This window comes from Candidatus Phycorickettsia trachydisci (assembly GCF_003015145.1).
Taxonomy (GTDB): domain Bacteria; phylum Pseudomonadota; class Alphaproteobacteria; order Rickettsiales; family Rickettsiaceae; genus Phycorickettsia; species Phycorickettsia trachydisci.
In genome coordinates this window covers 1,103,059-1,117,473 of sequence record NZ_CP027845.1, presented here as the reverse complement: position 1 = coordinate 1,117,473, position 14,415 = coordinate 1,103,059, and the positions used below count along the sequence as shown (strand labels likewise).

Annotated in this window: 12 protein-coding genes; 6 read left to right on the top strand and 6 right to left on the bottom strand. The window is 32.1% G+C overall.

Annotated elements, in window-relative coordinates; all coding sequences use genetic code 11:
• The first annotated feature begins 36 nt into the window (after positions 1–36).
• The 5 genes from phytr_RS04905 to queF all read left to right on the top strand — a co-directional run bounded on the left by phytr_RS04905 (position 37) and on the right by queF (position 8,287).
• On the top strand, positions 37–1,725 hold the full coding sequence (locus phytr_RS04905) for an ABC transporter ATP-binding protein (RefSeq protein WP_106874759.1): 1,689 nt from the start codon (positions 37–39) through the stop codon (positions 1,723–1,725).
• A 4-nt stretch (positions 1,726–1,729) separates the two neighbouring features.
• Entirely contained in the window at positions 1,730–2,788 is a 1,059-nt protein-coding gene (locus phytr_RS04900; protein ID WP_106874758.1) for a threonine aldolase family protein, read from the top strand.
• 3 nt (positions 2,789–2,791) lie between these two features.
• Positions 2,792–3,835: a threonine aldolase family protein gene (locus tag phytr_RS04895; RefSeq protein ID WP_106874757.1), complete on the top strand. Its 1,044-nt coding sequence runs from the start codon at positions 2,792–2,794 to the stop codon at positions 3,833–3,835.
• A 757-nt stretch (positions 3,836–4,592) separates the two neighbouring features.
• Positions 4,593–7,385, top strand: coding sequence for a sodium:solute symporter family transporter (locus tag phytr_RS04890; protein ID WP_106874756.1), 2,793 nt, complete (start codon positions 4,593–4,595; stop codon positions 7,383–7,385).
• Between the two features lie 92 nt (positions 7,386–7,477).
• Positions 7,478–8,287: an NADPH-dependent 7-cyano-7-deazaguanine reductase QueF gene (queF, locus tag phytr_RS04885; protein WP_106874755.1), complete on the top strand. Its 810-nt coding sequence runs from the start codon at positions 7,478–7,480 to the stop codon at positions 8,285–8,287.
• Between the two features lie 292 nt (positions 8,288–8,579).
• Here the strand turns inward: queF and phytr_RS04880 are convergent, their stop codons facing one another.
• From phytr_RS04880 to phytr_RS04860, 5 genes are all read right to left on the bottom strand, one after another.
• The gene (locus phytr_RS04880) at positions 8,580–9,353 is read right to left on the bottom strand and encodes a hypothetical protein (RefSeq protein WP_106874754.1); all 774 of its coding nucleotides are present in this window, start codon (positions 9,351–9,353) and stop codon (positions 8,580–8,582) included.
• Positions 9,354–10,074: 721 nt separating this feature from the next.
• The gene (locus tag phytr_RS04875) at positions 10,075–10,695 is read right to left on the bottom strand and encodes a hypothetical protein (RefSeq protein ID WP_106874753.1); all 621 of its coding nucleotides are present in this window, start codon (positions 10,693–10,695) and stop codon (positions 10,075–10,077) included.
• 101 nt (positions 10,696–10,796) lie between these two features.
• Positions 10,797–11,717 carry an acetylglutamate kinase gene (locus phytr_RS04870; RefSeq protein ID WP_158706872.1) on the bottom strand — a complete coding sequence of 307 codons (921 nt, stop codon included), beginning with the start codon at positions 11,715–11,717 and terminating at the stop codon, positions 10,797–10,799.
• Entirely contained in the window at positions 11,656–12,261 is a 606-nt protein-coding gene (gene yihA, locus phytr_RS04865) for a ribosome biogenesis GTP-binding protein YihA/YsxC (RefSeq protein WP_106874751.1), read from the bottom strand. The genes phytr_RS04870 and yihA overlap by 62 nt, the downstream gene beginning before the upstream one ends.
• Positions 12,248–12,835, bottom strand: coding sequence for a phospholipase D family nuclease (locus tag phytr_RS04860; protein ID WP_234352484.1), 588 nt, complete (start codon positions 12,833–12,835; stop codon positions 12,248–12,250). Before phytr_RS04860 ends, yihA begins: the two co-directional genes overlap by 14 nt.
• 6 nt (positions 12,836–12,841) lie before the next feature.
• Between phytr_RS04860 and ruvC the strand changes: the two genes are divergently transcribed.
• A complete protein-coding gene (gene ruvC, locus phytr_RS04855; protein ID WP_106874750.1) occupies positions 12,842–13,324 on the top strand; it encodes a crossover junction endodeoxyribonuclease RuvC in 483 nt (160 codons plus the stop codon).
• 18 nt (positions 13,325–13,342) lie between these two features.
• Here ruvC and phytr_RS04850 read toward each other — a convergent pair whose 3' ends face one another.
• Positions 13,343–13,906: a hypothetical protein gene (locus phytr_RS04850; RefSeq protein WP_106874749.1), complete on the bottom strand. Its 564-nt coding sequence runs from the start codon at positions 13,904–13,906 to the stop codon at positions 13,343–13,345.
• Positions 13,907–14,415: the final 509 nt, after the last annotated feature.

The following is a 14,415-nucleotide window of genomic DNA, read 5'->3' as shown; positions in this document are numbered from 1 at the left end:
GGGTTGTTATCTAATTTCAGGATAAACATCCTTCTTATGTTTATAACGGCTTTAGTTTGGGCATTTGATATCTCTTTTAGAAAATATCTTATAAAAAACATGCTAGATACAGCAGTAAAATATCAAAACAGCGATAATTTGATAGAGGCTTTACTAGTACCGGCAGTCTTATATGTTTTTATGGCTTTATTACTAACGACTATATTTAGAATTTATGGCTATTTTATAGATATTAAAATGTGTCCTTTGTTAAGACAAAAAATATTTGACAAATGTTATACCAAGTTGCTCAACCACGACCACGCATATTACCAAAAAAATTTTACTGGCGATTTAGCATATAAGTTAAATAATCTTACAGAAAGCATCATAGAAATAATCAAACTTATTATAGGTCGTTTTTTTGCATGTATTGTAGCTCTCATTATATCTATATACACTTTAGCTTTAGTAAATATAAAGTTTGCAGTTGCAACTTCGATATGGGCAATCATTTTTATTGCAGCAGCAGTTTACTTTTTTCCCAAATTGGCAGGTCTTGCTGATAATGAATCTGCCAGCAGTGCTAAGGTAAATGCTATTGCTGCTGATAGTTTGTTGAATATTATTTCGATCAAGTTGTTTAATAATAAACTGTATGAAAGACTAAAATTATTTAGACATTGCCAAAAAAAGTTACGGGCTGAAAAAAATCTGAATACAGCATATTTTTGGGTTTGGTTTACGTATGGCTATTCTTTTAATTTATTAGAGATATTTAGTATTTATTTTTTGATTCAGGGGTTTCAATCAGGTGGAGTGACGATAGGAGATTTTGCTTTAGTAATCGGTCTTAATATAGCGATTGTTGACTTTTTAAACCAACTTACCAATGATTTAACAAAATTTTCTGACCACTATGGTAAGGTTCAAAATGCTATTGCAACTATTTTTGTTAATCCAGAAATCAAAGATAAAAAAGATGCAAAAAATCTTATAGTTCAAAATGGCAAAATCAGCTTCGAAAATGTAACTTTTTCATACAACTCTAAGGATTTACTTTTTAATGATTTATCAGTTTCTATAAATCCAAAAGAAAAAGTCGGACTTGTAGGTTATACAGGTGCTGGAAAATCTAGTTTTGTTAATTTGATATTAAAGCTCTTCGAGGTAAAGTCTGGAAGAATAAGTATTGATGATCAATTTATTTCTGACGTTCGGCAAGATTCTATAAGAGATAAAATATCAGTTGTTCCACAAGATTTAATACTATTTCATGATACCATCCTAGAAAACATACTATATGGAAAGCCAGATGCAAATCCACAAGAAATTGTTGAAGCATCAAAGCTTGCGGGGATTGATCCGTTTATCAATAGACTGCCTGATGGATATAATACAATTGTTGGAGAAAAGGGATTCAAATTATCAGGTGGGGAGCGACAAAGGATAAGTATCGCTCGAGCATTTTTAAAGAATGCTCCTATACTTATTCTTGATGAAGCCACTAATCAACTAGATTCTATAACTGAGAAAGCGATGCAAGCAAGCTTATTCAAGCTGATGGAACAAAAAACAGCAATAGTTATTGCCCATAGGCTTTCGACTTTATTACATATGGACAGGATTTTAGTATTTGATAAAGGTAAAATTTTGCAAGACGGTCCGCATCATGAATTAATAAAAATGCCTGGTTTATATCGCAAACTTTGGAATGCTCAAACAGATGATATTTTAAAATATTAACTTTATGAAAAAAAATAAGCTCATAGATCTGAGAAGTGATACCGTAACAAAACCAAACCAGTCCATTAAAGATTCAATGTATCATGCTCAAGCTGGAGATTATGCTTATGGTGAAGATATATCGGCTAATGAACTAGTTGATTATTGCAAAGACTTATTTCAGGTGGAAGATGCGTTATTTGTTACCAGCGGAATGTTTGCCAATCGAGCTGCAATTAGTTCTCAAACTTCTCCCGGAGATGAAGTAATAACACATTATAATTATCATATTAATTTTTTTGATAGCGCAGGAAATGCTAAAGTAAATAGTATTGTATTTAACTGCATTCATAATGATAGTGGTATTTTAAATATATATGACGTTCAAAAGTCTATAGAATCAAAACCAAGGTATAAAATTTTTTCGCAGGTAAAGCTGGTAACTATAGAAAATAGTATAAATGGATTTAATGGAAAAATTTATCCAATAGACGAACAAATACAACTATATCATTACTTGAAAAATAGAGGAATTAACTTGCATCTAGATGGAGCAAGGATATTTAATGCCCATGTAGAAAGTAAAGTACCACTATCTGAGTATGCAAAGTATACAGATACGATGAGTTGTTGTTTTTCAAAAGGATTAGGAGCGCCTTTCGGTTCAATGTTGCTTGGCAAAAAGCAGATAATAGAAAAAGCAAGAACTATGCAAGTATGGCTTGGTAGCGGTTACCATCAGATAGGCTACTACGGAGCTGCAGCCAAGTATGCTTTAGAGAATAATATATCAAGGCTAAAAGATGATAATGACTTAGCTAAGTTGCTGGCTGATAAAATAAAAACATTACCTCAAATAAGTCTGATATATCCTTACCCAGAAACAAATATACTTGCTTTTAGTATAAAAAGTTTAAACGTAACAAATGATGATTTTATAACAGAATGTCAAAAATATGGTTTACTTTTATTCCCATGGTTAGAAGGGCACATTAGAGCGGTTGTGCATATGGGAATAACTAAAAATGATATAGAAAAATCAGCAGAAATTATAGAAGTGGTAGTAAATAAATTTAGCAATTAACTAATGAAAATAGACATAGATTTTTTTAGTGATACTAATACGGACCCTTCAAGAGGGATGCGTGAGGCAATGGCAAATGCAAAAGTAGGCAATGAGGTAGCCGGTGAAGATCCTACTGTAAATGAATTAGTGTCAGAGGTATGTAACTTGCTTGGCAAGGAGGCAGGAATATTTTTACCCTCCGGTACTATGTGTAATGTAATTGCATATAAAGCCCAAGTAGAGGTGCCAGGAGATTACATAGTATTAGATGAAACATCTCATTCATTAGTTGTGCAGTCTGGATTAATAGCCGCTCAAGCCAATGCTAATAGTTTACCTATCAAAGGAGAACGTGGAATTTTTAAGCTAGAGCAAATTGAAGAATATATAACTCGTCCTCATTTAAGAAACATTCCTAGAACACGAATTGTATCTATTGAGCAGACAACAAATTTTGGTGGCGGAGCAATATGGCCAATAGAATATATCCAAGATATTGCAAAATTATGCAAGGCTAATAATGTATACATGCATTTAGATGGTGCGCGGTTATTTAACGCATGCGCTCATACAAATATTAAGCCTAAAGAATATGTGAAATTGTTTGATTCTGCATTTGTTGATTTTAGTAAAGGTTTAGGTGCTCCCATGGGGGCGGTACTCGTAGGAAGCAAAGAGTTCATAGAAAAAGCATGGTATTATAAATTTCAAATAGGAGGAGGGATGCATCAGGCAGGAATTATAGCTGCTGGGTGCCTTTATGGTCTCAAAAATAATATCTACTTATTGCAGGAAGATCATGATAAAGCAAAATATCTGTCTAATGCTTTGGATAAAATAGCAAAAATTGATATCGATAAAAGTCTGTATGAGACAAACATAATCTACTTTGGTTTAAAAGATACCAAATTACCACTTGATAATTTTATTGATGTATTACTAAGGTATGGAATTAGAATGCTTAGGATAAAGGATAAGATTAGAGCTATTACCCATCGAGATATAAGTTATGACCAAATAAATTTTACTATAAAGGTCATAAATGAGACTTTAAAGTTAGAATAACTTCTTTATCAATTTTAAAAACTATTAAAATTAATAAGGCCTAGTGGCGTGATACGTGGGAGAAATCACCATATCAGATTATACGAACTAAAATGGTACTCTATCTCAAGGGGTTATTGTGCGTATAATCACATAATAAATACCTTCCAATACTATATCATCGATATATTTCACGTAATCTTGATTATTCGTATAATGCGTTGTAGTGATTTTTCGCACGTATCATGCCGTTAGGCCTATATCCAGCATAAAAAAATCTATGTCCAACTAAAAATCGGAAATTTCTGAGATACCGTGTTAAATGGCAATAGCTTTTTCAATTATTTTTGTGCCAAATTTTATAAAATTAGGATTAAAATAAATTTTGTTCTTCAAAACACCATAGATTATATGCACTAACTTACGCATAGCAGCTATTAATAGGCTATCTGTGTGTATAGAGTATTTTTAGGACAAGGTGTTCCTTTTAGACTTTGTAGTAGTCACTATGTCTATATTACGATGTAATTTGGCTTATAAGCTCTCCTGTTTGAGAGTTTAAAGAGCTTATTAATTTTAACTCTATTGATTTATTGAGAATTTATCAACAATTCTATCATAAATGTGGGCATAGTGACAACTACAAAAACGTAAAGGGAACACCTTGTCCTAAAATTCCTCTACTGAGCCTATAGATATAACTCAGCAAAAATGAGCTGTTTTGGACTTAGTTTAAAATTACAGTAAAATTAAGATTGTTTATTTAGATAATTAAAATATGACTCTCGATTTATTTCTCTTTTCTTCTTTTCTAGTTTTGAGCTTAATTTTAGGCTTAATAAGTAGCACTAGAATAAGCAATATATCAGAATATGCTATTGGAAATAGAGATTTTTCCACTCCAACAATGGTAGCAACTATAATTGCTACATGGATAGGTGCAGGTTTCTTTTCTCATAATTTAATAGAAACTTATAGGCAAGGGCTTTATTACCTCATTCCAGCTTCTATGAATTCCTTAGTTCTAGTATTAATGGGATATGTCTTTGCCCCTCGTATGGGTGAATTTTTGGGTAAATTATCAGTAGCTGAAAGCATGGGGGAGATGTTTGGCCAAAAAACTAGAATAATTACCGTAATATTCGGACTCATTAGATCGATTTGCTATTTAGGTGTAAACTTCAAGGTTTCATCCCAAATATTAGAGCTTCTCTTTGGTGCTTCTGGTTATTACGCTACAGTTTGGAGTGCCTTAATAGTTTTAATTTACTCTACTTTAGGAGGTATTAGATCAGTCACTTTTACTGATTTTATTCAATTTTTAACATTTGGCTGCTTGATGCCTGCAATAGCCATTATTGCTTGGCAATCTTTAGGAGAAAGAAACATTGATATAGTATGGGATACCTTAACAACTAGTCCTCTTTTTGACTATCGTGCTATTTTTGATTTAAAGAATCCTAAACTTTACGAAATGTTAGGAGTTTCTCTGTTTTTTTTAATTCCCAAATTTGGACCAGAAAATTTTCAAAGAATTTCAATGGCACGCAGCATAAATCAAGCCATGAGATCCTTCAAGGTTGCTGGATTAATTTGTTTTTTAATTCAATCTATTGTAGTCATAATTGGAATATTTATATTAAGCGATAATCCGAGGCTAAAGCCCGATGGCTTGGTAAGCTACATTATTAGCCATTATGCTTATTTTCCTGGATTTAAAGGAATCATTAGTGTAGGAATAATGGCTATGATCATGTCTACCGCTGATTCACTAATTAACTCTATATCTATAATGTTTGCGCATGATTTATGCAAGCCTTTAGGCTTCAAATGGGCAAACAATGAACTTTTAGTAGCTCGAATTGCAGCTGTTATGTCCGGCGTTATAGCAGTATTTTTTGCTATCAAAATTGATACTATTTTTAACTTAATACTATCATTTGCTGGATTATATTTACCTGTAATCAGCATTCCTTTTATTTTAGCCGTTTTTGGTTTCAGAAGCTCAGAAAAATCAGTTTTAACAGCTATGTATGGGACAATAATTACTATAATTACATGGAAAATATTTTTTTCTAAATCTTCTGGAGATAGCATTATGCCAGGCATTATTGCCAACCTCATCTTTTTGTTTGGCACACATTACCTTACGAATCAGGAGAGAGGATGGGTTGGTATAAAAGATCAAAGAACTTATAAAGCAATTGTGGATAGCAGAAAGAGGTTCTGGTATAGAATCTGGTATGGAATCAAAAGCTTTAGCTTTATAAATTTTTGTAAAGCTTATACCCCAAAGAAAATAGAAATATTCTTTTTTTTCGGTCTATTCGCAATAATATCGACCATCATCACTATGATTTCTATGCGCTCTAGTGAGTTGTTTTATAATAGCATCATAGCGGGTTGTTACATTAGTGTTTTGACTTTTGCATCCTACCTGTTAATTTATCCTCTTTGGCCGGACACTTTTAAAAAACATACCTTTGTGGCAATTTTTTGGACTGCTGCTACTTTCTATATCAATATTTTCATGAACGGCATATTTTTTTCAGTTAGTAATAGCTCACAAATTCAAACTGCTATATTTTTCCTTAACATCACGGCTATCTTAATTCTTTTTAGTTGGCAAGCAGCATTATTAATGCTTTTAATAGGTTTTACTGGAAGCCTTGTATTTGTAAAAATATTCCTAAATTTAGATTACCTCAATATTGTAGATATTCAGTTTTATCTAGTTTTCTGTCTATTGCTAATAAGTAGTATTTTGGTAGCTTTTTTGAAACCCCATCAAGAAGCTAATATTCAAAACAAGGAACTACTATCACTCCAGTCAAAAGAAATGAGCCATATGTCTCAGCAGCTACTCAAACACATGATTATACGCCAAGAATTTATTAATAACGTCAATCATGAAATCAGAACTCCTATACATCACGTTGGAGCTTATCTAAACGACTTAAAAGAACATTTGGAAACTTCAAGCAATCAAGAAAAAAGAGAGTCTATTGAAGCATTGGAAAAAGCTTATGAGCGCATTAGAGGCTATATGGATAATATACTTGATTTATCAGAACTCACTAATGATAATGTTAAACTAAAATATCAAACAGTTGATCTTCAAGAGCTAATAAATGAAACTACAGATCAATTTACGAGACTTTATTTAGGCGATAAAGACATACAATTTTATTCCAAATCTAACATTAAAGATACAAGAGTAAAATGTGATAAAGACAAGATAGTTCAGGTATTAATCAATTTGCTCAAAAATGCGGTTGAATTTACACCTAACGGAACAATAGAAATAGTCCTATCTAAAGAAAATATAGGTAGTACCAAAGGTATCAAATGTGCCGTTGTAGATGAAGGTGTAGGTATCCCTGAAGAAGAACTGTTTGATATTTTTGGTCCATTTATTCAAAGCTCACGCACCAAAAATATGTCAGGCGGCAAAGGCCTCGGGCTTGCAATATGTGAGCATATTATTAAGCTTCATAAAGGTAAGATATACGCTGAAAATAATTCTAAAAAAGGTGCTATAATATCCTTTGTTTTACCTTTAAAAAAGTAGATCCTATGCTTTCCTTATTGAAAATTTTAACAAAACTAGTTATTATAACTGTAGTTATTATTTATTAACTCTAAATTCTATATTTAAAATTTATGTCTCTTGATCTATCTATCCTTGGTAAAAAAGTTGACGCCCCAGAATCTTATAATCCTGCAATATTATTTCCTATATCAAGAAGCGGACAAAGAGCTGAATTTGCTAATAAAATAGAATTTAAAGGTGTAGACATTTGGTATGCTTATGAAATTTCTTGGCTTAACCCTAAAGGCAAGCCTCAGGTAGCTTTAGGTAGATTTATTTTTGATGCTAATTCTGAAAATATCGTTGAATCCAAATCTCTTAAATTATATTTAAACTCTCTTAATAATTTTAATGTAGAGAATATGCAGACGTTACAAAATATAATTAAAGGTGATTTATCAAAGGCTTCCTCATCAGATGTAGATGTCACACTATTCAGCGTAAAAGACAAGTTTGAATTCCTAGAATATGACGGAATATATTTAGATGATTTAGATGTAGAAATAAACTACGAAAAAAAGGTTGATACATCTTATCTAAAAAAAAGTGATACATTAGTAAAAGAAAAGGTTTACACAGACCTATTCAAAGCAAATTGCTTAGTAACTCATCAAGCAGATTGGGCAACGCTTTTTATAGAATATGAAGGCCATAAAATAGATCACGAAGGACTGCTCAAATACCTTATATCATATCGAAATCATAATTCATTTCATGAACATTGTGTTGAACACATATATGCAGACTTATTAACAATCTTAAAACCTACTTTCCTTAATGTGTATGCAAAATTTACAAGGCGTGGTGGGTTAGATATAACACCTTATCGTACCAATCAAACTCTAAAATTACCATCTTTCGGACGTACTACCCGTCAATAGTGTAGAAATGAGTTTATAGGGTCCAGCGGGACAAAGGAACGAAACGCGCAATAGGATTTCTGTTATATCTTGAGAGAGTAGCAGGAAAGAAGGTATCGTATTACCTACCAAATTTAGTCAAAAAACATGCCGTAACTTCGGTAAATGAATCATTTTCTAGTTTTACGCATATTTTTATTGCACTGCTATGTTTTCTTATGATTTAGGAATAAAACCTCTCTTAGCCTATTAAAATAAGCTTAAAAACTTATATTGAAGCCTTCATTGCGATTTTAGTCTAATAACCTTGTAATTATTTTAGTCTATTGCGCGTTTCGTTCCTTTGTCCCGCTGGACCCTTATTTTGCATGGTTAATGCTTCTGCATTTAAAGATTTTGCTTTTAAATTTTGATTTCCAAACTTGCTTCCTTCAGCATATCTCGAACTAGCGCCCTTATAATCACCCCTGCCAAACTTATAATCTCCCCATTTATCCGATATGGTTTCATAGTTTAATTTTCGGCCATTGGTAATAGCATTAGTCCTGGATAAGCATTTATTATATCCTTGGTCATCATAGCGCTCTACTATCTCTCTGACCTCATTTTTGAATAATCCCCAAAATCCATTTCTAACAGGTATTTTTATCTCTTCATGATACTGAAAATATTTTTTAGATAGTTTATTCCGAATTGCTTCACCTTCTTGAGTTTGTTGGTCCGCTTGCCTTAATAAGGCTTCAAATTCTGCATCATTTTTTAAACCTTCTATAGAATCTCTTACCTTGTTATCAATTGATTCTAGAATATCTAGCAAGCAGCTCAGAGCATTTTTTAATGCATGGTTACTAGCATCTACATCATTATAAAATTGTCTTGTATTATGTCTAAGTTCATCAAATTCTTTCATTTTAGTTCCAGAGCCAAACCAACATTTCCATACATCGCGTGTATTTACTTCTCGCAAAACTTTAACAATATAATTATAAGAATCCCAGTTGATGCTGTTTCTTTTAATCTGAGCAGTTTGAACATTTTCTATGGCGGGTTGTAGTAACTCTTGGTAGGTCAATTCATTTAGCTTCATAATTATAAGGTTTAGGTTATAAATGATATATACTTAATTTACTTAAAAAAGCCTTCATTAAATTATCTCCATTTTAGAGGATATTCTTACTTTATTATTAATAATTCATGAACTATTTAAGGATAAATTTATTGTAATAATACAACATTATTTTTGAACTTACTAGCAATTTATGTATTTTTTATTGACAAGATAAACTTTATGCTATTCTCAATAGTTTGCTAAAAAACTTTAAGGGTTGGAAATAGATAAAGTTCTTCTTGTGTTTCTTCTAAGCAATGTTAACAAAGTATGCGATAATATTTCATGTAGGATAAAGCTATGAAATGGAGGAATTATCAAGTTTACCAAATATTGGATTATAACTTCCTAGGGGGATTGTCTTTAATAAAAGCTGTCTATTGTTCATCTTCTTTTGCGCGTAGTACTTTTTGGTGTAGTTTTGTAATATTAAATTTGCGTGCTAAAACTTGCTCATTCAAATATAAAGGTCGATAAGAGTTCTTGAGGGAGCCTTAGCTCGTAAGTTGCAGTAGGTCATGAAAGATGTGTTTTGTCCTGAATGATCAACTTGATAATTGTTTTAATATTTTTATAAGAAACAAGATGGGTTTTGCGGCTTGATGATTAGATCAAGCCTTAGATACCCCATAAAACTAAAAGTTATTACTATCTTGCTTTGGAAAAATCACTTTAACCATCTTTTTAGCATTAAGATATGCTACAGAACGTCCTCACTCACTTCTTCACTAGCTCCAGTAAGTTTAGCCTCCATTGCTTCTTGCTGAGCTTCATGAGCATATTTTAATTGAGCAATTTGATCTTTTATATTCTCCACCTCAGAACGTAAATCTGGGTTTTGTATCGCATCTCCTATCCGCGTTTGGCTTTGTTCAGGAAGATTTTGAGCGATATCTTTAGATGCCTTATCTAACTTAACCTTTCTTGTTTCAAAGTTGATTAACTCTTCTAAAGGCGTAGTCAAGCATTGTTGAATTACATTCTTGCTCAAAGGGTGGTCTGATAATTTTTTTAATTCATTAAGAAAATTAGGATTATTGTCAATCTCTTTTTGTAACTGAATTTTAACTATCTCTTCAAAACTCGCTTTCCCTTTGAGTTCATCATATGTTTTTAGACATCCACCAATAGAATTTTGTTTTAAATCGTTTTCCTGATTAGCTCCAAGCAAAATTGATCTAACGCCATCTATTAAACGCCATAAAAAAGGTATTTGATTTAGTAGCTCTGCTTGATCTTTATCATATTTTTCAGCTACTTCTTTTAAAAGTTTTTGTCTTTTAGAATCTAACTGACCAGGTTCGGTGATAACAAAAAACATAGGCATTACCTATTAATTTTCAGTTCTGTAGCAACATTAACAAAACCTTAATTTAACTATACAATATCTAAAAAAGTTTAACAAGCGTGCTGCTTCTATAGCTACAATATCACTTTTGTTGAATGACTATCCGTAAATATTGTCAGTAAGGTAGAATCGTATTCCTTTGAAGGGCTAATATGAATATATTTTGTATTATTTTCCAAGGCTCTTTTTGAAGCCTGGATAATTTTGTCGTATTCCTTGTTGATAGCATTTTGTTGATGAAGCCTGTGCAACTTGGATAAAGTGCAAATTTTTAGGCCTTCACCTGACACAGAAAGCTTACCTAAGGAAGTTAGGAAGATTAGATGTCTTGCGCTAAGTTCTCCCGCAATCATTGCAGCTGTTAAATCAGCATCTAGTATATGTGTTACTTTGTTTAATCCAAAAGATACGGGAGAAACAACTGTAATAATATTATTATCTAAAAAGTTTAATAATATCTCTGCATTAACTGAAATTGGCTCTCCTATAAATCCAAAATCAATAACATCATCACAAGACTTTTGTGCTACAACAGATCTACGCGATTCTATCAAGTAACCATCTTTGCCTGATATACCTATAGCTTTACAATTACTGCTACACAAAAAGGATACTATTTTTTTATTTACGTATCCTGATAGAACCATTTCAATAATTTGAGTGGTTTTATGATCAGAGCCTCGAAACTCAGAAATTTTCTTTTGACTGATGTTGAAAAGACTAAGTGTGGATGATACTAAATTTGTATAGTCATGCACCAAAATTATGCCAGCACCACTATCTGCTATAACTTTAATATTATCAACAAAGTTTGCCAATAATCCATCGTCTTCAATAATCTCAGCAGGAAGCTTAATGACCAATATTTCATCCTTAAGATCACTGTTTTTGTTGATAATTTCTCTAATAAGCCCAGATTCAAACACCTTAGATCTATTCTGTGTTTCTTGCTTTGGGGAGGGTATTGAAGATATAATTTCGTAGTTTTTGTACACCGCGCTTTTCTTTGTTACTAGTAAAAAAAACTTGTGGAGAGCATGAATAATAATCCGCAACTTCTGCTACCTGCTCTTCCAATCTTATCATATCTGATTCTAATATTTTATCTATTTTCGTAAAAACTAGATCAAATTGTTTACCACAATCATGAATCAGTGCCATCACGCTTAGATCATTTTCCTTAATTCCTCTGCGTGCATCTATTAATAAAATAATTTGCACTAAATTTTTATTATCTGCAAGATAAGAATTAATAAGATCTTGCCAATTATCCTGCATATTTTTAGATACCTTAGCAAAACCATATCCCGGCAAATCTGTAATAATAAATTTACCCCCAACGGAGAAAAAATTTATTTGTTGTGTACAACCTGGAGTTTTAGAAACTCGAGCTAGGTTTTTCTTGTTGCATAATTGGTTCAAAAGTGATGATTTACCTACATTTGATTTACCAAGTAAAGCAATTTCAGGAATGCCAAAGCTTCTTAAGGACCTTTTAGTTGCAAATCCGGCAATAAATTTTATATCAGTTTGCAGCATATCTTGCGTACCAATTTTTCAAATACGTAGCTGCCAAATTTGCATCCTGAATCAACAAAACATTCTCTGCATTTTTTTGATCAGCGTTATTTGTAAAATTAAAAGATCCAGTAATTACTTTTGCCTTATCTATAATTATAATTTTATTATGCGCTATTCCTGGTAGTTTATCAACCTTCACTTGAATTCCAGCATCGATTAGTTGCGAAATTTTAGAGTATCTATCCGTAAGATTAGATTTATCAAGCATTACATTAACCTTTACTCCCTTATTGTGAGCGGCAAGTATTTGGTTTACAATTTTTTGTGAAGTAAAGCCATAAGCTTGGATATAAATATCGCTTGAAGCGTGAGATATTTCCCGTGCGATAAGCTCAGAGCATCCTGAAGGAGGAGTGAAGCATACGTTGACTGCCCTAAGATCTGCATCTTGACTGTACCACTCGCGCTTTGTAAAGTCTACATAGCCAACTCCACTCAGAGCCCCAATAGCAAATGCAAAAAGCATAGATTTGCCTTGTAAGCTTTTTTTAGAGATAGATTTTTTTAGTATTTTAAGCAGCATTTTATACATTTATTTATGATTATTTTAGGCATCGATCCAGGAATTAATAATGTAGGATATGGCGTTATTCGTTTCAATAATTACAGTAACATTGATTACATTGCAAGCGGTTTAATTAAGACCAAGCCTTCTGAGCCGCTGTATATGAGACTTTCTCACATTATTTCTGGCGTAGAAGGAATAATAAATGATTTTAAACCTAATTTGATAGGGATGGAAGAAGTTTTTATCAATAAAAATGCCGCATCATCAATTAAACTATGTCACGCAAGGGGTGCCATTATGTCTGTGATAGGCAAATTGGGGTGTAATTTTAGTGAAATATCTCCTAATTCTGTTAAGAAAACAGTAACGGGTAGTGGACATGCTGACAAAAATCAGGTTTTTTATATGATAAAGATTATTTTGAAGCAAAGCCAACTTAAGATATCGCCAGATGAAAGCGATGCGTTGGCTGTTGCTTTTGCTGTTGGGGTGTTAAACCATAGCTTACTTTAACGCCCTAAACAATTGGTACTACTGGACTGGAATTGGTTCAGCTTCAACATTAAACGCTCCAAGCTCTTTTACATCTTCTTGAATAAATTCTGAAGCTACATCATTGGAATCAGAAACTAAAGCTAAAGCTTCGTCATTTTGTTCCTCGACTGCGTCAGAAGATTTTGTATATAAGCTTTTCGCAACCATACCTATTGCACCACAAGCACCAAGAACAGCTAATGCAGCTGCTATTTTAACTGATGTTGGTTGGCTACTTATAAACCCATTTTCCCCAAATAATCCATCGAATAACTCTCTAGGACTAAAGTTAGCAAATTCTCTGATTCTATTTATAATAGTATTGGCTTCTACTGCATCTGTTGGGTCTGCTATTACGATTTCTAGTACATTTCCTGCTACATCTGCTACTACTTCTGGTGCATTTTGCACCACAGCTCCCGCTGCTTCTGCTGCGGTATCTACTGCATTTTGTATTACAGCGCTTGCTCCCTCTGCTATCACTTCTGCTGTATTTGTCAATACGTTTTCTGCTGCAATTTGTGGTAAATTATTAAGGCGAAAATTCTCAGGACTGGACATATATCTTATCTATAAATTTTAATATTAATTTGTTTTTACATACTTTATAACCAAATCATTTTTAACAAATATAAATATTGAATACATTTTAACTAAGCAAATTATTTTTTTATAAATTTGCTTTTCAAAGATATTTTTACAATACTTATATAAATAAACTTCTTTTTAGTTACTTAAGCATATAGTAAATATAATACTAATTTACAACCAACGCAAGTGCCTTATTGTATAAAATTAACCATAATTAATAATTTTTTTAATTAATAAATCAGTTTATTAAAAAGCCTAGAATAAAGATTAACTAAATAGCAATTCTTGAGAATCTTTGTATCAAAACAAATACAAATCTGGTGTGAGTAATCATATATATACTATTTATAAAAAGTATAATATCTGTATAAAAGGTTCACAATTTTTGATGCAGTAAGGAATAATAAAAGATTTTAACCCTAATTTGATAAGGATGAAGGAAGTTTTTGCTAATAAAAAATGCTATATCTTCAATTAAT

Excerpts from the sequence above, each read along its gene's own strand:
- phytr_RS04905 (WP_106874759.1), top strand. The coding sequence starts at position 37 with ATGTTTATAACGGCTTTAGTTTGGGCATTTGATATCTCTTTTAGAAAA.
- phytr_RS04900 (WP_106874758.1), top strand. The coding sequence starts at position 1,730 with ATGAAAAAAAATAAGCTCATAGATCTGAGAAGTGATACCGTAACAAAA.
- phytr_RS04895 (WP_106874757.1), top strand. The coding sequence starts at position 2,792 with ATGAAAATAGACATAGATTTTTTTAGTGATACTAATACGGACCCTTCA.
- phytr_RS04890 (WP_106874756.1), top strand. The coding sequence starts at position 4,593 with ATGACTCTCGATTTATTTCTCTTTTCTTCTTTTCTAGTTTTGAGCTTA.
- queF (WP_106874755.1), top strand. The coding sequence starts at position 7,478 with ATGTCTCTTGATCTATCTATCCTTGGTAAAAAAGTTGACGCCCCAGAA.
- phytr_RS04880 (WP_106874754.1), bottom strand. The coding sequence starts at position 9,353 with ATGAAGCTAAATGAATTGACCTACCAAGAGTTACTACAACCCGCCATA.
- phytr_RS04875 (WP_106874753.1), bottom strand. The coding sequence starts at position 10,695 with ATGTTTTTTGTTATCACCGAACCTGGTCAGTTAGATTCTAAAAGACAA.
- yihA (WP_106874751.1), bottom strand. The coding sequence starts at position 12,261 with ATGCTGCAAACTGATATAAAATTTATTGCCGGATTTGCAACTAAAAGG.
- phytr_RS04860 (WP_234352484.1), bottom strand. The coding sequence starts at position 12,835 with ATGTATAAAATGCTGCTTAAAATACTAAAAAAATCTATCTCTAAAAAA.
- ruvC (WP_106874750.1), top strand. The coding sequence starts at position 12,842 with ATGATTATTTTAGGCATCGATCCAGGAATTAATAATGTAGGATATGGC.
- phytr_RS04850 (WP_106874749.1), bottom strand. The coding sequence starts at position 13,906 with ATGTCCAGTCCTGAGAATTTTCGCCTTAATAATTTACCACAAATTGCA.